This window comes from Nonomuraea sp. IBHARD001 (genome assembly GCF_056106265.1).
Genome location: NZ_JBWBBW010000002.1, coordinates 3365424 through 3389365, shown reverse-complemented (window position 1 = coordinate 3389365; position 23942 = coordinate 3365424). Strand labels below are relative to the sequence as shown.

Sequence of the window (23942 nt, the reverse complement as noted above, 5' to 3'; positions counted from 1 at the left end):
ATGCGTCACGGGATGAGATGCTGGGCCGATGGCATCGGTGAGGCAGGTTCAGGTGACCTTCGACTGCGCGCGGCCCCGGCGGGTGGCCAGGTTCTGGTGCGAGGCGCTGGGGTATGTGGCGCCGCCCCCCGAGGGGTTCGCCGACTGGGACGCCTTCGACCGCACACTGCCGCCCGAGTCCCGGGACGCGTGGGCCGCGTGCGCCGACCCCTCGGGCGTGGGGCCGAGGCTGTTCTTCCAGCGGGTGCCCGAAGGCAAGGTCGTCAAGAACAGGCTGCATCTCGACATCCGGGTCGGCAAGGGGCTCGTGGGGGCGGAGCGTGTGGCCGCGCTGGAGGCAGAGGGAGCCCGGCTGGTCGCACTCGGCGCCATGCGCGTGCACCTGCTGCCCGCCGACGAGGAGAACGAGTCCTGCCTGGTCATGCAGGACGTCGAGGGCAACGAGTTCTGCCTGGACTGAGACCGGAGGGCCCCGCGAAAGGGGCCCTCCGGCATGCTCAGGACAGGGTCAGGCCGATGACCAGCGGGTCGTGGTCGGAGGAGCGGAAGGCGTCCGGCTTGTACAGCGCGGGCGGGTTGAACTCCTGGTTGTAGTCGGCGATGCGGGGCTCGTCGCTGTTGTTGTGCCAGATGGTGGTGCTGGTGACGCGCTTGAGCAGCCCGGGGCTCGCCATCGCGTGGTCGAGCTCGCCCGCCAGGCCGTCGAACAGATAGCTGTAGCGGAAGATCTCCGGTACGAACCTCTTGCTGAGGCTGGTCAGGCCCGCGGCCTCAAGGGTGTCGATCGGGTCCTCCTCGCCGTAGGCGTTGAGGTCGCCGAGCACCAGGGCGTTGGGCAGGGCGAGGGAGTCGATCAGGCCGAGTGTGGCCTGGGCCTGCCGTACTCTCTGGGGGTTCCAGCAGGACTGGCCGTCGCCCTGGTCGGCTTCGGGGCCGCTCGCCGGGCATGAGCCCTTCGACTTGTAGTGGTTGACGACCATGGTGAACGGCTGGCTGCCGTTCTTCCTGCGGAAGGACTGGATCAGCGGCGGACGGCTGAACACGGGGTCGTCGGAGGAGCGCAGGGCGCCGACGGGGGTGAGCCTGGCGGGCTTGTAGATCAGCGCCACCTTGATCAGGTCGGTGCCGGGGTAGGGATGGCCGAGCGCCGCGTACGTTCCGGCGCCGACCTCGGCGTTGACCGCGTCGACGAGGGCCTGCACGGCCGTCTGGCCGTTGTTCTCGATCTCCATGAGGCCGAGGACGTCGGCGTCGATCGCCTTGATCGTGGCCACCAGCTTGGCGAGCTGACGCTGCTGCTCGGTCGCCGTGGTGGCGCCGCGCGAGTCGAGCGTGGTGAACCAGTTCAGCGTGTTGAGGCTGGCGACCTTGACATTGCCCAGCACCGGGAACGGCTTGGGCAGGCGCAGGTTCAGCGGCAGGAACGAGATCGGCTTGGTCGGCTGCAGCCGGTAGGCGCCGAACCCGTAGCCGAGCACGCCGGTGACGCCGAACGTCACGTCGCCGGTGCGGACCAGGTGGGGGCTGGTGTACGGGATCGTCGCCGGGTTCTCGCGCGAGGAGCCGTCGTCGATGAGCAGCTTGCGCCTGTCGTTGAGCGCGGGGTCGACGCCCGGCCTGTCGGTCGGCTGGAACAGCCTGCCTTCGGAGGAGACCACGACCTCGCCGAACCTGCCCAGGTTGTAGTGCTCGCTGACCGTGAGGATCTCGGGGAAGGTCAGCAGCATGCTCTCGACCGGCTCGAACGAGGTCCCGGCCGGTCGGGGCAGCGTGTACGGCCTGGCGGCGATCGAACCGGTGCCGCAGACGTCGACGGCCGAGACGGGTGACAGCTCGGTCCAGCCGTTGAACTCCACGACCCTGCCGGTCACCAGCACGCGGTCGCCGACGGCGACGTCCTTGAGCGTGGCCCTGGCGAAGGCGAACAGGCCTTCGGAGGTGGCCGGGTCGGCGTCGGGCGTCGGGTCCTGCAGGAAGAAGCCGCTGAGCTGGGCGGCGTCCTGAAGGTCGGAGGTGACGACGCCTTCGACGCGCACGGTCTGACCGGCCAGCGGGCTGACGTCCGTGCTGCCCTGCACCTCGGCGATCTGGTGGGTGGCCGGGGTGAGGCAGGGGTCGGTGCTGGCCGTCGGCGTCGGCGAGGGCGACGCCGTGGGCGACGGGGAAGCCGTGGGGGAAGGCGACGGCGACGGGGAGGAAGCGCCGCACGGGTTCACCGGGGAGGCGGTGTTGCGCGGGACGGGGGCGCCGGACTCGAAGTCGGCGCCGTTGTCGTCGGTGTCGGTGCAGCCCGCCGCCTTGCGCAGGACGGCCGTCGTGTTGGAGGCGGCGGGCGCCGCGCTGCCCTCGGAGAAGTTCGCGGTGCCGAAGCCGACCAGGTCGGCGAGCTGGTCGAGCTGGGCCTGGCCGCACGCGGTCGGGGTGCCGTTGCAGGCCAGGCCGGTGGTCGAGCGGACCAGGGCCACCTTGCCCGCCGCCGCGCCGAGGTTGATCGCGCCGGTGGCGTCGGGGGCCGGCAGCGCGCCGCTGGGCGTGGTCCCGGCCGCGAGCTGGACCAGGTAGTACTGGCCGGGTGCGAGCGTACCCGAGAGGGCGACGATCGGCTGGGCGCTGAACAGGCCGGTGCCGGTGGCGCTGGTGTACTGCACGGACCAGCCGTCCAGTGCGACCGGGGCGCCGCTGCGGTTGACGAGTTCGACGAAGTCGTTGGTGAGGGGCGCGCCGCTGTTGCCGCCGCCGCCGTACACCTGGCTGATGACCACTGTGCCCGGTGCCGCCGATGCGGGCGTCGAGGAGACTGCCGCGAGGCCGAAGGCGGCCAGGCCTGCGGCGGTAAGGGCGGCGATGGTACGAGATAAGACACGCATGCTGCGCAGCGTAAAGCCTCTTTACTCGCCCTTTATCCCCGGATAGGTGGATGGAAAATGAAATCATAGAACCTTGACATCGACCGGCCCGGCGTATGTCGGCTAGTGACGTAGCGGGTATGAGTTCGGCATGGACTGGGTCACCTGCGAGCACTCCCCCGGCTGCCTCGGTGCGGCCCGCGCACCCCACGGGCGTTGTCTAGCCCACCTGTCACCCGAGGAACTCTCCGCCACGCTCGTCCCGGGCCGCCTGCTGGACCTGCGCGGCGCCGTCGTCACCGAGGCGCTGCTGGAAAGGGTGCTGGCCGCGATGGGCAACCGCCTGGGCCGGGCCCGGCTCGACCAGGCCAGATTCACCTGCGAGGCCAGGTTCACCGGGGTCCGTTTCGAGGGCGACGTGTCGCTCGACGGAGCCAGGTTCGACCGGGTCGCCTCGTTCGTCGAGGCGCGGTTCGCGGGCAACGTCTCGATGGCCAGGGCCAGGTTCGCCAGGGGCCTGTCCTTCCACGGCGGGCAGGTGGCGGGGCACGCCTCGTTCGAGCGGGCGTCGATCGGCGGCGACGCCCTCTTCGGCCGGACCGTATTCGGACGCGGCGCGACGTTTGAAGCAACGCGTTTCGATGGTTTCGCGATATTCGACGAGGCGCGTTTCCTGGACACCGCCTTATTCCGGAGCGCCAGATTCGGCAGGGCGTTGTCGTGCCGGAAGGTCAGAGGCAGGGTGGTGTTCGACTCGGCGCACTTCATCGGCAACGCCTACGTCTCGGCGACCCAGCGCCTGTCGCTGACCGGGGCCAGGGCCGAACGCGCCCTGGACGTCAGTGCCGAAGGCTGCTCGGTCGACCTGCGCCGGGTCGAGGTGAGCGGCACGACGACGGTCAGACTGGCCGCCTCGCGCGCCGACCTGGAGGGCGCGCTGCTGCGCGGCCAGGCGGGCGTCACCGGCACCGGCGCCGCCGAGCTCGCCTCCGCGCGCGGTGTGGTCGCCCCCGACCTCACGCTGTACGGGCTCGACCTGACGGCATGCAGGTTCGCCGGGCTGGCCCATCCCGAGGGGCTGCGGATCAGGAACTGCACGTTCGCCTTCACCCCCGGCGGCCTGCGCGGGGTGCTTCGCTGGCCGCTGACCAGGCCGCGCTGGTTCAGCCGCAGGCGCACGCTGGCCGACGAGCACGGCTGGCGCGGCTGGTCGCCACGCGGGTCGGACGAGGCCACGGCCGAACAGCTCGCCGTCCTGTACTCCGAACTGCGCAACGCCGCCGACGACGAGGGCACGGCCGCCGACTTCGCCTTCGGCGCGATGGAGATGCGCAGGCAGGCCACCCGCCGCTGGTGGCTGTCGCTGTACTGGGTGACCTGCGGGTACGGCATGCGCCTGGGCAGAGCGGTGGGCTGGAGCGCCCTGCTGGTGCTGGTCACGGCGGGCGCACTGCTGTGGACGTCGACCTCGCACGCGGCCAGACGGGGCCACGCGCCGCCACCACGCGATCCGGTGCCCGCCCCGACGGTCCCGCGCTGACCCTCCCGCGCTGCCCCTCCCGCGCTGACCGCCCGCCGGACCGGGCAGGTAGGGGACGAACCAGGGAATTCCCCGATGAAGGCGCCGGGCCTGTCCCCTAGCCTGGGACCATGCGCATCGACGCCTACGTGGCCGACCTCGACCGGGCGTTGCGTGGTCCCGGCAGACCCAGGCGTGACCTGGTCGTCGAGGCGCGCGACAGCCTGTGCGACGCCGCCCAGGCCTACGAGGCCGAAGGGCTGAGCCGGGCCGAGGCCGAGCGGGCCGCCGTCGCCGAGTTCGGCGAGGTGGCCGAGGTCGCGCCCGGGTACCAGCAGGAGCTCGCCGCCTGCGCCGGACGGCGGCTGGCGGTCCTGCTGTTCGTGAGCGTGCCGCTGACGGCGCTGATGTGGTCGCTGCTGTGGCAGGTCTTCCCCACCGACCCGGTCAACTGGAGCACCAAGCCCGCCTGGTTCGTCCCCGTCGCCAGGGCGCTGGACATCCTGCAGATGGCCACCGGCCTGCTCGGCGCCGCCGTGCTGCTCGCCCTCGGCAGGGGCGCCAGGCACATCCGCAGGCCGCTGCGCGTGGTCAAGGCGCTGGCCGTGTTCGTGTGGGCGATGCTGCCGGTCACCCTGGCGTTGTGCCTGGCGCTGATGCTGGGCTCGCACAGCCCGACCGGTTTCGCCGGGTATCCGCCCGGCATCGGGGCCTCGCTGATCAGCCTGGCCTTCTGGACGATGCAACTGTGGTGCGCGGCCCGCAGCCTGGGCGTGGTCAGGCGCATGACGACCCTTGAGGAACGCCCGGCCTTCGCCTGATCAAGGCTCTGGTCGAGGACCTGGTCGAGGCTAGGCCTCCGGTCTGGGCTCCAGCACGCCGCCGATGACCCCCGTGAAGGCACGCCAGGCGTCGCGTTCGCCCGCCAGGTGGGTACGGCCCGCGGAGGTCAGGCGGTAGGTGCGGCGTTTGCGGCCGGCGACGGTGGCCCATTCGCTGGCCAGATAGCCGATGCGCTCCAGTTTGCGCAGCGCGGGATAGACCGTGCCGGTCGGCACGCTCAGCGCTCCCCCGCTGCGTTCCTGCAGGGCTTCGATGATGGCGTAGCCGTGCAGCGGCTCGTGTTCGAGCACGGACAGCAGCAGGCCGTCCATGTGACCGCGGAGCGCGTCGGGGTTCATGCGATCGATCCTAGATTCCCTCTCGTCATGTAGACAGTCTACACGTAGGCAAACTTCATGTAGGCTGCCTACGTGTAGACAGACACAACAATGACCGAGGTGACGCCATGGACGTGCTCGACCTGGCCCGGCTGCAGTTCGGCGTGACGGGAAGCCTGCACTTCCTGTTCGTCGTGCTGACGCTCGGCCTGGCCCCCCTTGTCGCGATCATGCACACCCGCTGGGTCCTGTCCGGCAAGCCGATCCACCTGCGGATGACGCGTTTCTGGGGGCAGATCTATGTCACCAACTACGCGCTCGGCATCGTGACGGGCCTGGTGATGGAGTTCCAGTTCGGCCTGAGCTGGAGCGGCCTGACGCACTACGCGGGCGATGTGTTCGGCGCGCCGCTGGCCATGGAGACGCTCGTCGCGTTCTTCCTGGAGTCGACCTTCCTCGGCCTGTGGATCTTCGGCTGGGACCGGTTGCCCCGATGGCCGCATCTGGCCTGCATCTGGATGGTCACCCTGACCGCCTACGCCTCGGCGTTCTTCGTCATGGTGGCCAACTCCTTCCTGCAGAACCCGGTCGGAGCCGTCGAGCGGGGCGGGCGGCTCGAACTCACCGACTTCGGCGCGCTGCTGACCAACAAGGCCCTGCTCGCCTCCTTCCCGCACGTCGTGGGGGCCGGGCTGCTCACCGGCGGCACCGTGCTCATGGGCGCCTCCGCGTACCACCTGTTCAGGCGGCACCCGGACCGGGAGTTCTTCACCACCTCGATCCGCAGCGGCGTCATCTGGGCCACGGTCGGCGGCACGATGGCGGTCGGCTTCGGCTACGCGCAGTTCGGCGCGGTCCAGCCGGGCAAGTTCGAGGGCAACGCCGGGGCGGGGATCGGGCTCGGGATGATGATCCTCATCGGGCACGCCATCGAGTTCGCCACGCTGTTCTTCCTGCTGCCCGTCATCTACTGGGTGCCCACCTGGCGCTGGCTGCATCCGCTGCTCATCGCGCTGACGCCGCTGCCGTTCATCGCCGCGATCTTCGGCTGGATGGCCAGGGAGATCGGGCGGCAGCCGTGGATGATCTGGGGCAGGCTCTCGGTCGCCGACGCCATGTCGCCCGGCCTGACGACCGGGATGGTCACCATGTCGCTCGTCGCCTTCACCTCCGTGCTCGGCCTGCTCGCCGTGACCGACTACGTGCTCATCGTCCGTGCCGTACGGCGTGGCCCCGAAGGCGTCGCACTCGGGGCGCCCGCCGAGCGCGTACCCGTGCCGAGTTTTTGAGGAGATGCGGTCATGGAGCTGATCTGGTTCGCCGTCTTCGCCGTCCTGCTCACCGGTTACTTCGCCCTTGAGGGGTTCAATCTCGGCGTCGGCGTGCTGCTGCCGCTGCTGGGCACCTCGCAGGAGCGGCGTGACCGCATGGTCGCGGCCATCGGGCCCTATGTGCTGGCCAACGAGGTGTGGCTGGTGGCGACCGTGGGCGTGCTGCTCGGGGTGTATCCCTCGCTCGAAGGCGAGGTGCTGTTCGGGCTCTACCCGCTGGTCGTGCTCATGGTGACGGGCTGGGTGCTGCGCGACGCCGGGCTGTGGCTGCGGCGCAGGGCCGAGGGCACCGGCTGGCGCACGGCCTGGGACCTGGCCGTCTCGGGCGGCTCCCTCGTCCTGGCCGCCGGATGGGGCCTGGCGTTGCACGCGATCGTGACGGGCACGCTGCTCAGTCCGGCCGGGCTGCTGTGCGGGGCGCTGACGACAGGGCTGTTCGCGCTGCACGGATGGCGGTTCCTGGCCTGGCGCACGCCGGGCCTCGCGGCGAGCGGCACGGCGGCGGGGCTGGCCGGCTCCGCGCTGCTGGCCGCGCTGCCCGCCGTGGCCGTCCTGGCCGGTGGGGCGGGGTATCTGCTGGAGCACACGGTGCCCGATTCCACGCTGAATGTGCTCAGTCTCATGGTCGCGCCGTGCGCACCTGTCATGATCGGCGCGCAAGTATGGGTATGGCGCACGTTCACACCCGTCCGTGCGACCGACCGGATACCGTCGTTCTTCTGAGGCCCCGTGCACAAGGATCTCCTGCGGCTCGCCCGCGCCGAGTCGGCGCTACGCCGTCATCTCGCCCTCACCCTGGCCGCCGCCGTACTGGCAGGGCTGCTCGTCCTGATCCAGGCCGAGGTGCTCGCGGGGGTGTTGTCCGGCAGGTTCACCGTCGCCGCGCTCGTGGTGCTCGTGGGCGTGGTGGCGCTGCGGGCGCTGCTGGGCTGGACGCAGGGGATCTTCGCCGGGCGCACCGCGACCGGGGTCAAGTCGGCCCTGCGCCACCGGCTGCTCGCCCGGCTGCGCGACCTGGGGCCCGGCGGGCTGGCCGGGCATCGCTCCGGTGAGCTGGTCACGCTCACCGGGCGCGGGCTCGACGCGCTCGATCCCTATCTGACCGGGTACCTGCCCGCCATGGCCGTGGCCGCCGTGGTGCCGATCGCGGTGCTGGTGCGGCTGTTCACCGCCGATCTGGCCAGCGCCGTCATCGTGCTGCTCACGCTGCCGCTGATCCCGATCTTCGGCGCGCTGGTCGGCATGCACACCAAGGCGGTCACCGAACGCCAGTGGCACGCGCTGGCCAGGCTCGGCGGCCACTTCCTCGACGTCGTACGCGGGCTGCCGACGCTGCGGGCCTTCGGCCGGGCCAGGCACCAGGCCACGGTCATCCAGCAGGTCGCCGACGCCCACCGCTCGGCCACGATGCGCACGCTGCGGGTGGCGTTCCTGTCCTCGCTGGTGCTCGAACTCTGCGCCTCCCTGTCGCTGGCGCTGGTCGCGGTGCCGATCGGGCTGAGGCTGCTCGGCGGGTCGCTCGACCTGACGACCGGGCTGCTGGTGCTGCTGCTGGCCCCCGAGGCGTACCTGCCGCTGCGCATGATGGGCACGCGCTTCCACGCCTCGATGGAGGGCGTGGCCGCCGCCGACGCCGCCTTCGCCGTACTGGACGCCTCGCAGGAGGAGCGCCGGCCCGAGCCCAGGGTCCTGACCGGCGGCGGGCCGCCGGAGATCCGGCTCGACGACGTCACCGTGCGCTATCCGGGACGCGAGGACCCCGCCCTGCGCGGCGTCACCCTGACCATCGCGCCGGGCGAACGCGTGGCGCTGGTCGGCGAGAGCGGCGGCGGCAAGAGCACCCTGCTGCACCTGCTGCTCGGCTTCGTCGAGCCGAGCGAGGGCACGGTCACCGTCGGCGGCGACCCGGACGTGGCCGCGCACCGCGACACCCTGGCCTTCGTCCCGCAACGCCCGCACCTGTTCGCCACCTCCGTCGCCGCCAACATCCGCCTCGGCGCCCCCACCGCCTCCGACCAGGAGGTACGGCAGGCCGCCAAGGCCGCGCACGCCGACGAGTTCGTCCAGGACCTGCCGGAGGGCTACGAGACGGTCGTCGGCGAACGAGGGGCGAACCTGTCGGCGGGCCAGCGTCAGCGCATCGCCCTGGCCAGGGCGTTCTGCCGGCCGGAGGCCACCGTGCTGCTGCTCGACGAGCCGACGGCCAGGCTGGACGGCCGGAGCGAGGCCGCGGTCGTCGAGGCCACCGCCCTGCTGAGCCAAGGCCGTACGGCGGTGATCGTGGCGCACCGGCCCGCGATGATCGACCTGGCCGACCGCGTGATCCGCATCCACGACGGCCGTGTGGTCGCCGACACGAAGGAGGCGGTCCTGTGAGCGTCCGCGAGCTGGCGGCGGGTGTGCGGGCGAGCAGGCTGGCCTGGGCGGTGCTCGCGGGAGCCGCGGCCGAACTCGCCGGGCTCGGACTCATCGCGGCGGCGGCCTGGCTGATCACCAGGGCCGCCCAGCAGCCGGAGCTGGCGGCGCTCAGTGTGGCGATCGTGGCCACCAGGGCGTTCGCCACCGGCAAGGGCGTCTTCCGCTACGCCGAACGGCTGACCGGGCACGACGTCGCCCTGCGCGCGCAGGCCGGGACGCGCGAGCGGCTCTACCGTGCGCTGATCCCGCCGCGGCCCGCCGCGCAGGGCGGCGCGGACCTGCTCAGCCGCATGGTCGACGACACCGACGCCGTGCAGGACCTGCTGGTGCGCTGCCTGCTGCCCGCGACGGCGGCGCTCATCACCGCACTGGCCGCCTTCGTCGTCGGGCTGACCCTGCTGCCCGCCGCCGCCGTGGTGCTGCTCGCGGGGCTGGCGGTGGCCGGGATCGCGCTGCCGATGGGCACGGCGGCTGCGGCCAGGCGCTGGTCGGCCAGGATCGCACCCGCCAGGGCGCTGCTGGCCACCCGGGTCGCCGACCTGGTGCACGGCTCGGCCGACCTGGCCGCATACGGCGCCGGAGACAGGGCGCTCGCCGCCGCGCTGGAGGCCGACGAGGCGCTCGGCTCGCTGGAGCGCCGCCAGGCCAGGGTGCACGCGGCGGCGCTGGCCTTCGGCGTCCTGGTGCAGGGCGTGAGCGTGGCCCTGGTGGTCGTGCTGGCCCAGCGCGCGGACGTGGGCTCGGTCGCGACGGCGGTGCTGGCGCTGACCTCGCTGGTCGCCTTCGAGCCGGTGCTGCCGCTGGCCGCCGCCGGTGAGCGCTTCGCGGGCATCACCGCGGCGCTGCGCAGGCTGCGCGAGGTCACGGCCGTGCCCAGCGCGATCACCGAGCCGGACCGTCCGCTGACCGCGCCCGACGGCCCGCTGACCGTCGAGGTGGCCGACCTGGTCGTCGAGCACGTGCCCGGCCGGGCCGCGCTGGACGGCGTGAGCCTGACGCTGACCCCCGGCAGGCGGGTCGCCCTCGTCGGGCCGAGCGGCGCGGGCAAGAGCACCCTGCTGGCCGCGCTCATGCGCCTGGTCGAACCGGCGTCGGGCACGGTCACGGTCAACGGCGAGGACCTGCGCGCCTTCGCCTCCGACGACGCCCGCGCGATGATGACCGGCCTCACCCAGGACCCGTACATCTTCCGCACCACCCTGCGCGACAACCTCCGCCTGGCCGGTCCCGGCGCGGACGAGCAGGCCATGGAGGCGGCGGTCGACCAGGCCAGGCTCGGCCCGTTCGTCGAGCGCGTCGGCTGGGACGCCGAGCTCGGCGAGGACGGCCGCACGCTGTCGGGCGGGCAGCTGCAGCGGCTGGCCCTGGCCAGGGCCCTGCTCAACGACCCGCCCGTCCTGCTGCTGGACGAGCCAGCCGAGGCGCTGGACGAGGAGGCCGCCGACGCGCTCATGGCCGACCTGCTGGACGCCACGCACGGCCGTACCACGCTCATCGTCACCCACCGCCTGCGCGGTCTCGAGGCGGTCGACGAGATCGTGGTGCTGGAGCACGGCCGGGTGATCCAGCGCGGCCACCACGACCGGCTGCTGGCCGAGCCCGGCTACTACCGGGACCTGTGGGAGTCCGAGCGCCTGGTCCGCAAGTTCTGACCCGTGCGGTCTTGAGTTGGCGACACAAGGAGGTTTACAGTTCAAAGTAGTTGACGCCGAGGAGTCGCCATGACGAACGACGACGAGCACATCCCCTCACCCGAGGAGTCGATGCTGCTCATCCAACGCCAGCGCGACGCCGCCAGCCGCTTCCTCGGCGGCAACCCGGTCGTCTTCACCACGCCGTGGGGCCTGTCCCTGCTGCTCGGCTTCGGCGCCCTGTTCCTGCACTACGGCTTCGGCGCCGAGCCGCTCGGCCTCGTCCCGCTGCCGGTCGCGATCGGCACCCTGCTGCTGACCCAGCTCGTGGCCGCGGTCGTCAGCATCTGGTACGGCGTGCGCTGCGGCCAGGGCGTGCGCGGCGCAACCCAGCGCAAGGGCATGCTGTACGGGCTGTCGTTCACGGCCGGGTTCGCCTCGATGGGCTTCCTGATGTCGCGTTTCGCCGAGCGGCTGCCGTTCGAGGAGGCGTTCCTGCTGGGGGCCGGGTTGGCGATGATGATCCTCGGCACGCTCTACATGGCGGGCGGCGCGGTGTGGGACACCTGGCTGCTGTCGGCCGCCGGAGGCTGGATCGTCGTGGTCAACGCCGTCGGGCTCACCCTCGGGCCCGGCTGGCACTTCCTGCTCACCTCGGTCCTGCTCGGCGGCGGGCTGGTGGCGGGCGGGCTGGCCCTGACCATGGCGGGGCCTCGGTGACACCTGAGCTCGACCCCGTCATCCACGCGCAGGCCAGGCTCAGGGTGATGGCCAGCCTCACCACCCTCCCGCAGGGCGACCAGCTCGCCTTCGGATCGCTGCAGGAACTGCTCGGCATGACGGCGGGCAACCTGTCGGTGCACCTGACCAAGCTGGAGCAGGCGGGCTACATCGACATCGTCAAGACGCACAAGGGCCGCACCCCGGTCACCTATCTGGCGCTCACCGCCAGGGGCCGCCTGGCCTTCGACGACTACACCGCGGCCATCCGCGCCCTTCTCGACCCAGCCGGAGGAGCACCGTGACCCAGGTCCTGGCCCGCGCCACGCATGTGAGCAGGCACTACGGCGACGTCGTCGCGCTCGACGACGTCAGCATCGACATCCACGCCGGCGAGCTGGTCGGCCTGCTCGGTCCCAACGGCGCCGGGAAATCCACCCTCATCAACCTGTTCGTCGGCCTGCGCAGGCCCACCTCCGGCACCGTCGAGCTGCTCGGCGCCGACCCGGGCCTGCCCGCCGCCAGGCGCGGCGTCGGCGTGACGCCGCAGGAGAGCGGGCTGCCGAGCGGACTGCGGGTGCGCGAGATCGTCGACTTCGTCTCGGCGCACTATCCCGATCCGGTGGGCAGGGACGAACTGCTGGCCAGGTTCGGACTCGGCGAGCTCGCCGGGCGGCAGGTCGGCGGGCTGTCCGGCGGTCAGAAGCGCCGCCTGGCCGTCGCCGTGGCGTTCGCCGGGCGGCCACGGCTGGTCTTCCTCGACGAGCCGACGACCGGTCTCGACGTCGAGGCCAGGCGTTCGCTCTGGGAGGGCATCAGGACCTTCCACGCCGAAGGCGGCACCGTCCTGCTGACCAGCCACTACCTGGAGGAGATCGAGGCGCTCGCCCAGCGCGTCGTCGTGATCGGCGGCGGCCGCGTCCTGGCCGACGACACCGTGTCGGCCGTACGTGACCTGGTCGGTGTGCGGCGCGTGTCCCTGTCGGTGCCCGACGGCGGCGACCTGATGGACCTGCCCGGCGTGCTCGGGAGCGAGCGCGAGAACGGGCGGGTGCACCTGGTCACCGGCGACTCCGACGACCTGGTCAGGCGGCTGGTGGGCGGCGGCGTGGCCTTCCACGACCTGGAGATCAGGCCGACCTCGCTCGAGGAGGCCTTCCTCGCCCTCACCTCAGGGCAGCCTTCCCCCCTCTGAGAGGATCCCGATGAGTCTCGTCCTCACGCATGCCAGGTACCAGCTGCTGGAGCATGTCCGTATTCCGATCGCGCTGGTGGCGAGCGTCTTCTTTCCCTCGGCCTCGATGCTGTTCTTCGTGGTGCCCTTCGGCGGGGACGACCCGGTCGGGGCGACGCTGGCGACCGGGTCGATGATGACGTTCGCGGTGATGTCGACGGCCCTGTTCACCTACGGCATCGGCGTGGCCGAGGATCGGGCCCAGCCGTGGGACCCCTATCTGCGCACGCTGCCCGCCGGGCCGCTGCCGCGATTCGCCGGGCGGTTGCTGACCGGTATGGCGATCATGCTGGTGGCCGTGCTGCCCGTACTGCTCATCGCCGCGCTGCTCACCTCCGCCTCGGCCTCGCTCGGCCAGGTTCTGCTGGGACTCGGCGCGCTGGTGCTGGTCTCGGTGCCGTTCACGCTCATCGGGCTGTTCATCGGCTATCTGCTGCCGTCGAAGGCGGCCATCGCGGTGACGCAGCTGGTGTTCTTCCCCGTGGCCTTCGGCGGCGGCCTGCTGGCCAACCCGCTGGACCCGCCCGGCTTCGTGGAGATCGTCGCGCCGTTCCTGCCCAGCAGGGGCGCGGCCGAGCTGGTCTGGGCCGCGACCAGCGACTTCCAGCCCGAGGTCCTGCCCCTGGTGACGTTCGTCCTGTGGACGCTCATAGCGGGTACGGCTGCCGCCTGGGCGTACCGCCGCGACGAGGGGCGCCGCTTTTCCTGAGATTTCGGGCCTGGACATGGGGACGTGTCGCCGCTTCTCCCAACGTTTCGGCCCCGGACAAGGGGGACGTACCGCCGCCTGTCCTGACGTTTCGCCCTCGGACATGGGGACGTGCCGCCGAGTCCGCAGCGATCTCGACGGCACGTCCGTTTGAAGGAGCCCCCTACAGGCTCATTCGCCCGTTCTCTCCTTGAGAGTGACCTCCACGCTCTGCGAGCGGCCGTCCCTCATATACGTGATCATGACCTTTTCGCCCGGCTTGAAACCTCGGACGGCGCCCACGACCGTGTCGCCGCCGTCGACCGTCGTCTCGCCGATCTTGGTGATCAGGTCGCCCTGCTTCAGACCGGCGGCTGCGGCGGGGCTGTCGGCCTGGACCTGGCCGATCAGCGCGCCCGGCGTGTCGCCTGTGGCATCGGTCACACTCACGCCCAGGTAGGCGTGGCTGACCTTGCCGCTGCTGATGAGCTGCTCGGCGACCTGCTTGGCGGTGTTGATGGGGATCGCGAAGCCGACACCGATATTGCCGCTGCTGCCGCCGTTCGTGGCGATGGCGGTGTTGATGCCGATCACCTCGCCCGCCGCGTTGACCAGCGCGCCGCCGGAGTTGCCGGGGTTGATGGCCGCGTCGGTCTGGATCGCGCCGCCGATCGTCGTGCCCGAACTCTGCTGCTGGCGCTGCTGCTGGCCCCAGCCGGGCGGGAGCTGCTGCTCCTGCTGCTGCTCGTTGCCCACGTTCAGGGTGCGGTCGAGCGCGCTGACGATTCCGGCCGTGACCGTGCCGTCGAGGCCGAGCGGGCTGCCGATGGCCAGGACGGCGTCGCCCACCCGCAACGCGTCGCTGTCGCCCAGCGAGGCCTTGGTCAGACCAGAGACGCCGGTGGCCCTGATGACCGCCAGGTCGGTCGCCGGGTCGGTGCCGACGACCTCCGCCTTGGCGCTCCTGCCGTCGCTGAACTTCACCGAGAACGCGCCGCCCCCCTGCTGGGCGCCCTCCACGACGTGGTTGTTGGTCAGGATGAGCCCGTCCTCCGACAGCACCACGCCCGAGCCCTCGCCGGTCGACCCCTGGATCATCACGACCGACGGCTGCACGTTCTTGGCCACGTCGGCCACCGTGAGCTGGTTGGACGCCTGGTTGAACACCGGGCTCGACGAGGCCACCGGCCTGGCCTCAGGTGCGAACGACGTCGCGACGACGGCCCCCACGACGCCGCCCCCGAACGCCATCGCCGCCAGGGCCAGCCCGGCGATCGCCTTCTGACCGGTCGTGAAGCGCTGCCTCGGCACCCCGGCGCCCGGCGCCGCGAACACGGCCGTGTGCTGCGGCGGCCCCTGGAACCCGCCCGCCGTCGGCGGCTTGGCCCCGAACTGCGTCCACCCCGAGGAACTCCCCTCCGCACCCCCCGGAGCGTGGCTTCCTGCGGCCGCGCTTCCCGGGGCGGGCAGGTCGACCCTGGTCTCGGCCTCGGGCGGAGGCGGCTGCTGGACGAAGTCCGGCTTTGCGGCCCCGCTCGGGAGCTCCTGCGTGTGCTCCGCACCCGTCGCGTGCTCGGCGCCCTGAGTGTGCTCGCGGCCGGACGTCTGGTCGGCGTCGTGCTGTTCGTTGCTGCTCATCTTCATCCCCAAGGCCACGGTTCTCATCCGATGTCCCCAGGTTGTCACCGACCGCGTAAGTCCAGCTTAAGGCCTAGATCGCAACTGTATGTGACGGCTGATACGCCCTTTATCCCCGCAGGTGGACGCCCCTGCGAAAGAGGAAGACAGACCGGAGAATTCTTCGCGCGATGCCCGCGACCCGGTGCTCAGAGGACCGTGGCGAGCAGGCCCAGGATGATCATGATGGAGGCGGCGGCGCCCAGGGCGGTCGCCAGGCGGGGGCTCATGCGTCAACCTTAGGTTGACGACTATGCGAACGTCAACCCAGGGTTGACGCGGACAGGCCCGCCCGCTGGGATGCGGACGGGCCTGCCGGAGGGTGGGATCAGGTCTGGTACTTGCAGATCAGCGAGTCGCTCGGCCCCTGCCGATAGCTGATGTAGGTGTAGTTCGGATTGCCGTACAGCAGATAGGTGCAGGCGGTGGCGGCGTTGCCGCTGCCGACGGCGACGAAGCCGCCGCCCGAGCCCCAGCGGTAGCAGGTGAGGCCACCGTTGTAGAGCCCGATGATGGAGCTGGAGCTGACCTGCGTGGCGCAGTAGTCGCCGAGCGAGACGGGACTGTAGGTCATCTCGACGACGCCGAGCGCCCGAGCGGGGCTCGTGGTGAGGGAGAAGGCGCCGAGGCAGGCCAGGGCGGACAGGAGGAGTGCGGCGATTCGACGGTGCATGTGGACCTCCGATGTGAGGCGGTACGACGGAGTTGCACGGACCGGAAGATCAGACGGAGTACCTGCAGATGAGCGCCTGGCTGACCCCCTGGGAGTAACCCAGGTAGGTGTAGGTCGGGTTGAAGTAGGCGCAGGCCGCGGCGGCGCTTGAGCTGCCCAGGTACTGCGGGCCGGTGTACCAGCGGTAGCAGGTCACCGTGCCGTAGTTGAAGAAGCCGACGTTGGACTGCCCGCTGACCTCGTCGGCGCAGAACTCGCCGAGCGACAGCGGACTGTAGACGATCTCGACGACGCCCAGGGATCGGGCCTGCGCCGGAGAGGTCGCGACGGTGAGCGCACCGAGGCAGGCCAGGACGGAGAACACGAGCGCGACGACACGACGAAGCATGAAGACCTCCAGGAATCCAAGCAGGGCACACGACACCGGACATGAGGCATGCCGAAATCACGGCCAGGCGGGGTGGGGTTCCGCGGAACGGGGATACGCTGCGCTGATCGCAGTATTGAATAGGAAACCTTCCTATGCAATGGGCTTCCCCGCGTATTTCACCCCACCCCCCTTTCTGTCAAACCCCTGGTCAGAGGCCCGAAAAAGAACGGCGAGAAAAGGTCAGTTCTTGGCGGGCCAGTATTCGTCTTTCAGCAGCCGCTTGTAGAGCTTGCCCGTCGGATGGCGCGGCAGCTCCCGCCGGAAGTCGACCGACTTGGGACACTTGAACCCGGCGAGCCTCTCCCTGCAGTACGCGATCAGCTCGGCCTCCAGCTCCGGACCACCCGCATCGGGGTCCAGCGGCTGCACCACGGCCTTGACCTGTTCGCCCATCTCCTCGTCCGGCACGCCGAACACCGCGACGTCGGCGACCTTCGGATGGACGGAGAGCACGTTCTCCGCCTCCTGCGGATAGATGTTCACCCCACCAGAAATGATCATGTACGAGCGCCGGTCGGTGAGATAGAGGAAGCCGTCCTCGTCGAGATAGCCGATGTCGCCCAGCGTGGACCACCCTCTGCCCTGGGGGTCGTGCGAGGCCTCGGTCTTGGCGGGATCGCCGTGGTACTCGAAACGCGGGCCGTCGGCGAAGAACACCGTGCCGTGCTCGCCCGGCGGCAGGTCCGCGCCTTCGGCGTCGCAGATGTGGACGACGCCGAGCAGGGCCCTGCCGACCGTGCCCTTGTGCTTGAGCCAGTCCTCCGATCCGACGTACAGGAAGCCGTTGCCCTCGGTGCCCGCGTAGTACTCGTGGATGATCGGGCCCCACCAGTCGATCATCTGCTCCTTGACCGGCACCGGGCACGGCGCCGCCGCGTGGATGGCGCAGCGCAGTGTGGACAGGTCGTAGCGCTCACGGGTCTCGGCGGGCAGCTTGAGCATCTTGATGAACATCGTCGGGACGAGCTGCGAGTGCGTGATGCCGTAGTCCTGGACGAGCTGGAGGTACTCCTCGGGATCGAAGCGCTCCATCACCACGATCGTCGCGCCGAGCCGCTGGAAGGACATGCAGTACCGCAGGGGCGCGGCATGGTAGAGCGGCGCGGGCGAGAGGTAGACGCTGTCGGCCGACGGCGTGAACAGGAACTGGATGAGCTGCAGCAGCGGCCCCGGCGTCTCCAGCGGCGCCTGCGAAAGGGTCGGCTTGACGCCCTTGGGACGCCCGGTGGTGCCGGAGGAGTAGAGCATGTCGCTGCCCAGGCACTCGTCAGGCACCGGCGTGGGCGGATGGGCGGCGACGGCGCTCTCGTAGGAGGCGAAGCCGTCGGCCACGCCGTCGGCCATCAGCCGCAGCTCGACACCGGGCGTTCCGGCCGTGATCGAGGCGGCGACGTCGGCGAGCCTGGCCGAGGTGATGAAGACCCTGGCCCCGCAGTTGCCGACGATGTAGGCGAGCTCGTCGGTCTGCAGCCGCGAGCTGATCGCCGTGTAGTACAGCCCCGAGCGATGCGCGGCCCAGGCGATGACGAAGAACAGCGGATGGTTCTCGAGCATGAACGCGATGTGGTCCCCCGGCCGCAGACCCGCGGCTCGGAAGAGATGGGCCAGCCGGTTGGACTCTTCGTCCAGCTGGCGGTAGGTGAGCACCTGCCCGGAGCCCGCCATGATCACAGCGGGCTTGTCGGGGGTGACGGCTGCGATGGCTCCCGGATACATGACTAGAACAGTATTCGGTACGCTCCTCGCCTGACCAGAGTATCGGGCAGCTGGCGCCCCCGGGGGTGAATGACGTACACCGTTCCACTGCTGCCGCGCTGCCAGACCCGCTCGAACACGCGCCTGGGATAGACCACGCGCACCTGGCGCAGGGCCGGGTCGTTGGCGATGACGTCGCCGGACGCGGTGAAGCCCGTCACGACCATGAGATGCCCGTCGCTGCCGTAGCCGAGTTCGCCCGCGCCGAACGACTGGGAGGTGATCACCGGGATGCCGGCCTTGACCAGCTGTTCGAGCGCGGCCAGCGAGACCAGCCTGGTGACGAACGCCTCCAGCCCGTAGCGTCCGGCATAGGCGGTGTTGAACGACCAGTTGCCCGTGCCCGCATAGGCGTGGTCGTAGGTGTGCGCGGCGGCGTGGTCGACGTCGGAGTCGGGATGCGTGCCGTCCTGGCCCGGCCCCTTGCCCCAGTAGGCCAGCACCATGGCCAGCGAGGTCGGGCTGCACCACGCCCGGCCGCCGTGCCCGGCATGCGCCAGTTGCGACTTGCGCGGCACCTTGAGGTCGATCCCCCACGCCGCCCCGCCCCCGCCTCCGTACACCGTGCCCTTGCGCGAGGCCACCAGCCCGAGCGAGCGTACGGCGGGCAGCGCGCCGGAGCCGGGGCGGCGCAGCAGCGTGTAGCGCAGGCGGTAGGTGCGCACCGGGCGTTTGACCTGGAGCACGTCGACCTTGACCCGGCCGGTCGCGTCGTCCTGGCCGCCCACCGATGTGCGTTTGATGTCGGCCTTGCCGTAGGCCCAGCGGCCCATGACATACCAGCCGGAGCCGGGCACCTTGAGCTCCACGCGCAGCCAGCTGCCGCGCGGGGTGTCGGCGGTCCAGGAGGGCACGAGTTCGGTGGCGGGGAAGCCGATCGCCTGCTCGGGTCCGGTCCAGCGGGCGACCTCCCAGGCGCCTCGGCGGACGAATGGGGCCGGTGCGGTCAGTGTTTCGCGTTGATAAACCGCCTTGGGCACCTCTGCCGCGAAATTTCCGGGAATCAGCATCAAAATGGTGATCAGTAGGCGCATTGGCTGATCATTCCCAAAGGGAAAGGCCGTGACCCCCTTTCGGGGATCACGGCCTCGGCGCGGTGATCGAAGTGCGTGATGATCAGACGGCGTGGTACACGCTCTCCCAGCCGGAGTGGTGACCCTTGGGCTGGTGGTAGTTTCCGCGGCTCACGTCGACATAGATGTGAGCGGCGTTCTTACCGGAGAAGGAGTAGTCGCGCGGGTGCTTGCCGCAGTTCTTGAAGCTCTGGAAGGAGGTCGAGCCGTCGAAGCCGACGACCTTGAAGGTCTCCCATGCGCACACGTACTTCTTGTCGCCCCACCACTTGTGGTTGGTCAGGGTGCTGTCGACGGTGTACGGGTACTCGTGGGCCCACTTCCAGGCCTTCTTCTTGAACTTCTTCTTGACGACCTTGCACTTCTTGTCGCCGTGGTGGTCCTTCCAGCAGACCTTGACCCACTTCCAGTACGTCTTCCAGTACCACTGCTTGTAGGGCTTCTTGTCCACCGTGACCTGGCCTTCTGCTTCGGCCCTGTGGTCGGAGGAGGAGTAGGGGCCCCAGTTGTCCTGGAAGTACGGCGAGCTGGTGGAGGCGGCGGAGGCGGCAGCGGTGGTCGTGGACGCACCGGCGGCCACGGGAGCGCCGATCGCGAGCACGGAGGCCGCGGTGACGCCGATCAAGATACGGGTGACGAGTCGCACTGAGGTTCTCCTCGGGACGGAGGATATTTCTGACAATGCATTCGTATGCCCGACATATTGCCATTTGCTTACAGTTCACTTGAAACGCCTGGTGAACCTCGCCTTAATGCCGCCTCCGGCATTATTCGATCAGCTCGCGCTGATCACCGAACCCGCGTACTTCTGCTGGATGAAAGCCTTCACCTTCGGGTCCTGCAGCAAAGTGCCGAGCTTGGTGATCGCGGGGTCGTTCTCGTGTCCGGTCTGGACGACGATGCCGTTCACATAGGGATTGGCTTCGGTCTTCTCCAGCACCAGAGCCTGCTCGGCCGGCTTGAGCCCGGCCTCGATGGCGTAGTTGCCGTTGATCACCGCGGCCGAGACGTCCTCCAGCGAGCGGGGAAGCTGGGCGGCCTCCAGGGGCTTGAAGACGAGCTTCTTGGGGTTCTCGGTGACGTCGCGCTCGGTGGCGGCGGTCCCGGCGCCGTCCTTGAGCTTGATCAGGCCGTTGTCGGCGAGCAGCTTCAGCGCGCGGCCCAGGTTGGTCGCGTCGTTGGGCACGGCCACCTCGGCGCCGCTGGGCAGCGCGTTCAGGTCGGTGACCTTCTTGGAGTACAGGCCGAGCGGCTCCAGGTGCACCGGCGTCACGAAGCTGAGCTTGGTGCCCTTGGAGCTGTTGAAGTCGTCGAGGTAGGGCTTGTGCTGGAAGAAGTTGGCGCCCAGCTGCCCCTCGTCCAGCTGCACATTCGGCTGCACGTAGTCGGTGAACTCGACGATCTCCAGCTTCAGCCCGGCCTCCTTGGCCAGATTGTCCTGGACGAACTTCAGGATCTCCGCATGCGGCACCGGCGTCGCGCCGATCTTCAGCACGGTCTCGGCGGAGGCGGCCTCCGGCTTGGCGGTGGCCGTACCACCGTCTGTCGCGGAGGGCGACGTACCGCATGCGGTGAGCAACACGGCAAGAGCGGCAACACCCGCGAGGGCACGAATCTTCATGATTTTTCCTTACTTGTGAGAAATACGACGGGCGACGAGGTCGCCCAAGCTCTGAACGAGTTGCACGACGAGGATGAGGACGATGACCGTGAGGATCATCAGCCCGGTCTCGAACCGCAGATACCCGTACCTGATGGCCAGGTCACCGAGCCCGCCGCCACCGACCGCCCCGGCCATGGCCGAGTAGGAGATCAGCGCCACCACGGTCACGGTCAGCCCCGCGACCAGTCCCGGCAGCGCCTCGGGCAGCAGCACCTTGCGCACGATGGCCGTACGGCTCGCGCCCATGGCCTGGGCGGCCTGCACGACGTCCCTGCCCACCTCGCGCAGCGCGGTCTCCACCAGCCTGGCGAAGAACGGCACCGCGCCGATCGTCAGCGGCACCACGACGGCGGCCGTGCCGATCGTGGTCCCGACGACCAGCCGGGTGAAGGGGATGACGGCGATCATCAGCACGATGAACGGCAGCGAGCGGCCGATGTTCACCACGATGCCGAGCACCGCCTTGAGCGCGGGCAGCGGTCGCAGCCCGCCCCGGTCGAAGACGACGAGTGCGATGCCGAGCGGCAGTCCGAACAGGACGGTGAACAGCGTCGACCAGCCGACCATCAGCGCCGTCTGGCCGGTCGCCTCCAGCAGCAGCGGCCCGATCTCCTCCCAGTTCACGCCGCCACCTCCACGATGAGCCCGAGATTCGACAGGTAGTCCAGCGCCTCGGCCCTGGCCTGGCCGTCCAGCCGTACCCGCAACCGGCCGACCGAGCCTCCGGCCAGCTCCTCGATCGAGCCGCCGAGGATGTTGACGTCGACGTCGAACCTGCGTACGACCTGCGACATCACCGGTTCGTCCGCCGCGCCGGTGAACGTGATCGTCACCGAGCCCGGCTCGGCCGGTTCCGGCAGGGGGAAGATCTCCCTGGTCAGCCTGGAGCCGGGCTGCCGCAGCAGTTCGGCGATCGGGCCCGACTCCTGGATGCGGCCGGACGCCATGATGGCGACGGAGTCGCAGACGCTCTTGACGACGTTCATCTCGTGGGTGATGAGCAGGATCGTCAGGCCGAGCTCGGCGTTGAGCCGCCTGAGCAGCGCCAGGATCGACTCGGTCGTGCCGGGGTCGAGGGCCGAGGTGGCCTCGTCCGACAGCAGGACCGACGGGTTGCCCGCCAGCGCCCTGGCGATGCCGACCCGCTGCTTCTGCCCGCCCGACAGCTGCGCCGGGCGCGCCTGCGCCTTGTCGGCCAGCCCGACCAGGTCGAGCAGCTCGGCCACCCTTCGCCCGCGCTCGGCCCTGGGCACGCCCATGACCTCAAGGGGGAAGGCGACATTGCCCGCGACCGTACGCGAGGACAGCAGGGCGAAATGCTGGTGGATCATGCCGATGCGCTGCCTGGCCTGGTTGAGCGCCTGGCCCGACAGGCTCGTCATCTCCTGCCCGGCGACACTGACCGTGCCGGCGTCCGGCCGCTCCAGCAGGTTGACGCACCGCAGCAGCGTGCTCTTGCCCGCGCCGCTCTGGCCGAGCACGCCGAAGATCTCGCCTTCGCGCACCCGCAGGTCGACCCCGTCGAGCGCGACGGTGCCGCCGTACGTCTTGCGCAGGCCTGAAGCCTGTATCACTTGGTTTTCCCCACGATCAACCGACAACGAAGAGCGCCGCCGTACTGGCGTCGCATGACTGGACAGGTCGAGCGGGGGAGGGCTACCGGGTGCCTGGGGGGAAGGGCAGGTGGGTCAGCAGGCGCAGCACGAAGCTGGGTGCGATCACGGTGATACGGCCTTCGGACGAACGGGCAGGGGCTTCGGGGATGGGGATGCTCAGCGCATCCGACACATACAGCCCATGGGCATGCCACATCGCATGAAGCCGCCGAGCGGGATCATGTGCTGCACCTGTGCCTCGTTCACGTTGCTGCTAACGCCACCCTTATATGGGGGTATTCCCGGCACGTTCTGTGAACTGAGCCACAGGCGGCGGCAGGTGACTGTCCACCCCGGGCCGGGCCCGGTCCAGGCGCAGGTCAGCTCGCGTCCCGGTAGGGGTCGCGCAGGGGGGTGGCGCGGTGGGCGAAGTCGGCCTTGATGGTTTCCATGCGGGGGCCCGGGGCGTAGAAGCGGCCCTTGGTCTCGCCGTAGGGCTTCAGCCAGGAGGCGGCGGCCAGGTCGCGCAGGTCACGGGCGGCCTGGCCCTGGCTGAGGTTCTCCTGCGACTGGTACTGGCCTCGGCGCAGGCGGCGGCTGACGAAGACCTGGTAGAGGGCCGAGACGCTACGCGGGTTGAGCCCTTCGGCGTCGACCTGCTCCTCCAGCATGCCCCAGATCTCGGCGGCGTCGGACAGGCGTCTCGCCACGCGCTGGGCCTGCATGTGATGGGCGCGCAGGCAGAAACGCACCCACGACAGGGTGTCGGCGTGCGGGCTCCAGCGGCCCTGCTGCACCTCGCGCAGGGCGCGGTAGTAGTCGACGGTGTTCTCCCCGACGCCGAGCCACTCCTCGATGGAGGAGAACTCCGGCGTGAGAATCTGCTCGCGCCCCAGCACGAGGGTCTGCAGGGCCCGTGACATCCTGCCGTTGCCGTCCCGCCAGGGATGGATCGCCACCAGGTTGAAGTGCGCCATGGCGGCACGGACATAGGACGAGCAGTCGAGGTCGCCCTCGTTCAGCCACTCGACCAGCCGCTCGACGAGTGCGGGGACCGCCTCCGCGTCCGGCCCTTCGTAGACGACCTCGCCGGTCGCGGCGTTGCGTACGTAGATGCCGCCCGGACGCACCACGCCCGGCGATTTGTCGTGGTGATGGCCGATCATCATGAAGTTGAGGGCGTTGAGCACACCGGAGTCGAACCGGAAGACGCGCGCCCTGGCCAGATGCCCGACATAGGTGAGCGCCTGACGGTATCCGATCAGCTCACGCGTGATCGCCTGCGAGGTGTCCAGCGGCTCCTCCCCCACAAGGATGGACTCGATGTCCTCCACGCTGGCGCGATACCCCTCGATGGAGTTCGACCCCTGGATGGCTCTGGCCTGAAGGTGCTTGCGGAGTTGGCCGTCCCAGCGATGCGGCTCGGCCAGGCGGTATCTCAGGTCGCGCCGCATGTCCTCGAGCTCGGCGAGGACCCCCTGGTCGGCGGGCGCGAGCGCCGGAGTTCCGTACAGCATGCGACCCATAGC

The 23942-nt window shown here is 70.1% G+C and carries 24 protein-coding genes; 11 read left to right on the top strand and 13 right to left on the bottom strand.

From position 1 onward, the window contains the following. The first annotated feature begins 28 nt into the window (after positions 1–28). A complete protein-coding gene (locus ACTWNK_RS17640) occupies positions 29–460 on the top strand; it encodes a VOC family protein (protein WP_474305079.1) in 432 nt (143 codons plus the stop codon). Positions 461–497: 37 nt separating this feature from the next. On the opposite strand, the gene ACTWNK_RS17635 is transcribed toward ACTWNK_RS17640, so the two are convergent. Then, positions 498–2867: an ExeM/NucH family extracellular endonuclease gene (locus ACTWNK_RS17635; protein ID WP_474305078.1), complete on the bottom strand. Its 2370-nt coding sequence runs from the start codon at positions 2865–2867 to the stop codon at positions 498–500. A 130-nt stretch (positions 2868–2997) separates the two neighbouring features. Between ACTWNK_RS17635 and ACTWNK_RS17630 the strand changes: the two genes are divergently transcribed. Beyond that, positions 2998–4386, top strand: coding sequence for a pentapeptide repeat-containing protein (locus tag ACTWNK_RS17630; RefSeq protein ID WP_474305077.1), 1389 nt, complete (start codon positions 2998–3000; stop codon positions 4384–4386). A gap of 110 nt (positions 4387–4496) precedes the next feature. Next, complete coding sequence (locus ACTWNK_RS17625; RefSeq protein WP_474305076.1) at positions 4497–5186, top strand: permease prefix domain 1-containing protein; 690 nt, start codon at positions 4497–4499, stop codon at positions 5184–5186. Positions 5187–5216: 30 nt separating this feature from the next. On the opposite strand, the gene ACTWNK_RS17620 is transcribed toward ACTWNK_RS17625, so the two are convergent. Next, positions 5217–5546 carry a PadR family transcriptional regulator gene (locus tag ACTWNK_RS17620; protein ID WP_474305075.1) on the bottom strand — a complete coding sequence of 110 codons (330 nt, stop codon included), beginning with the start codon at positions 5544–5546 and terminating at the stop codon, positions 5217–5219. Positions 5547–5653: 107 nt separating this feature from the next. On the opposite strand from ACTWNK_RS17620, the gene ACTWNK_RS17615 reads away from it, so the two are divergent. From ACTWNK_RS17615 to ACTWNK_RS17580, 8 genes are all read left to right on the top strand, one after another. Then, positions 5654–6814, top strand: coding sequence for a cytochrome ubiquinol oxidase subunit I (locus ACTWNK_RS17615; protein ID WP_474305074.1), 1161 nt, complete (start codon positions 5654–5656; stop codon positions 6812–6814). Positions 6815–6826: 12 nt separating this feature from the next. Continuing rightward, positions 6827–7579 carry a cytochrome d ubiquinol oxidase subunit II gene (locus ACTWNK_RS17610; protein WP_474305073.1) on the top strand — a complete coding sequence of 251 codons (753 nt, stop codon included), beginning with the start codon at positions 6827–6829 and terminating at the stop codon, positions 7577–7579. 6 nt (positions 7580–7585) lie between these two features. Beyond that, positions 7586–9232, top strand: coding sequence for a thiol reductant ABC exporter subunit CydD (gene cydD, locus ACTWNK_RS17605; protein WP_474305072.1), 1647 nt, complete (start codon positions 7586–7588; stop codon positions 9230–9232). Continuing rightward, complete coding sequence (gene cydC / locus ACTWNK_RS17600; protein WP_474305071.1) at positions 9229–10926, top strand: thiol reductant ABC exporter subunit CydC; 1698 nt, start codon at positions 9229–9231, stop codon at positions 10924–10926. The genes cydD and cydC overlap by 4 nt, the downstream gene beginning before the upstream one ends. A gap of 69 nt (positions 10927–10995) precedes the next feature. Beyond that, on the top strand, positions 10996–11625 hold the full coding sequence (locus ACTWNK_RS17595) for a hypothetical protein (protein ID WP_474305070.1): 630 nt from the start codon (positions 10996–10998) through the stop codon (positions 11623–11625). Further along, complete coding sequence (locus ACTWNK_RS17590) at positions 11622–11930, top strand: transcriptional regulator (protein WP_474305069.1); 309 nt, start codon at positions 11622–11624, stop codon at positions 11928–11930. Before ACTWNK_RS17595 ends, ACTWNK_RS17590 begins: the two co-directional genes overlap by 4 nt. After that, a complete protein-coding gene (locus tag ACTWNK_RS17585) occupies positions 11927–12820 on the top strand; it encodes an ABC transporter ATP-binding protein (RefSeq protein WP_474305068.1) in 894 nt (297 codons plus the stop codon). Before ACTWNK_RS17590 ends, ACTWNK_RS17585 begins: the two co-directional genes overlap by 4 nt. Positions 12821–12830: 10 nt before the next feature. Continuing rightward, a complete protein-coding gene (locus ACTWNK_RS17580) occupies positions 12831–13568 on the top strand; it encodes an ABC transporter permease (RefSeq protein WP_474305067.1) in 738 nt (245 codons plus the stop codon). A 171-nt stretch (positions 13569–13739) separates the two neighbouring features. Here ACTWNK_RS17580 and ACTWNK_RS17575 read toward each other — a convergent pair whose 3' ends face one another. The 11 genes from ACTWNK_RS17575 to ACTWNK_RS17525 form a co-directional block, all read right to left on the bottom strand. Further along, positions 13740–15185: a S1C family serine protease gene (locus tag ACTWNK_RS17575; RefSeq protein ID WP_474305066.1), complete on the bottom strand. Its 1446-nt coding sequence runs from the start codon at positions 15183–15185 to the stop codon at positions 13740–13742. 367 nt (positions 15186–15552) lie between these two features. Next, positions 15553–15897, bottom strand: coding sequence for a hypothetical protein (locus tag ACTWNK_RS17570; protein ID WP_474305065.1), 345 nt, complete (start codon positions 15895–15897; stop codon positions 15553–15555). A 49-nt stretch (positions 15898–15946) separates the two neighbouring features. Then, on the bottom strand, positions 15947–16285 hold the full coding sequence (locus ACTWNK_RS17565; RefSeq protein WP_474305064.1) for a hypothetical protein: 339 nt from the start codon (positions 16283–16285) through the stop codon (positions 15947–15949). Positions 16286–16507: 222 nt separating this feature from the next. Continuing rightward, positions 16508–18043, bottom strand: coding sequence for an AMP-binding protein (locus ACTWNK_RS17560; protein WP_474305063.1), 1536 nt, complete (start codon positions 18041–18043; stop codon positions 16508–16510). Between the two features lie 2 nt (positions 18044–18045). Beyond that, on the bottom strand, positions 18046–19092 hold the full coding sequence (locus ACTWNK_RS17555; RefSeq protein WP_474305062.1) for a peptidase C39 family protein: 1047 nt from the start codon (positions 19090–19092) through the stop codon (positions 18046–18048). A gap of 106 nt (positions 19093–19198) precedes the next feature. Beyond that, complete coding sequence (locus tag ACTWNK_RS17550) at positions 19199–19801, bottom strand: hypothetical protein (RefSeq protein WP_474305061.1); 603 nt, start codon at positions 19799–19801, stop codon at positions 19199–19201. Between the two features lie 129 nt (positions 19802–19930). Further along, positions 19931–20776 carry a MetQ/NlpA family ABC transporter substrate-binding protein gene (locus tag ACTWNK_RS17545; protein ID WP_474305060.1) on the bottom strand — a complete coding sequence of 282 codons (846 nt, stop codon included), beginning with the start codon at positions 20774–20776 and terminating at the stop codon, positions 19931–19933. Between the two features lie 9 nt (positions 20777–20785). Beyond that, entirely contained in the window at positions 20786–21385 is a 600-nt protein-coding gene (locus ACTWNK_RS17540) for a methionine ABC transporter permease (protein WP_474310935.1), read from the bottom strand. Between the two features lie 53 nt (positions 21386–21438). Further along, positions 21439–22392: a methionine ABC transporter ATP-binding protein gene (locus ACTWNK_RS17535; RefSeq protein WP_474305059.1), complete on the bottom strand. Its 954-nt coding sequence runs from the start codon at positions 22390–22392 to the stop codon at positions 21439–21441. A gap of 82 nt (positions 22393–22474) precedes the next feature. Further along, positions 22475–22606 carry a hypothetical protein gene (locus ACTWNK_RS17530; RefSeq protein WP_474305058.1) on the bottom strand — a complete coding sequence of 44 codons (132 nt, stop codon included), beginning with the start codon at positions 22604–22606 and terminating at the stop codon, positions 22475–22477. A gap of 187 nt (positions 22607–22793) precedes the next feature. Then, complete coding sequence (locus tag ACTWNK_RS17525; protein ID WP_474305057.1) at positions 22794–23930, bottom strand: Fic family protein; 1137 nt, start codon at positions 23928–23930, stop codon at positions 22794–22796. Between the last annotated feature and the right edge of the window lie 12 nt (positions 23931–23942).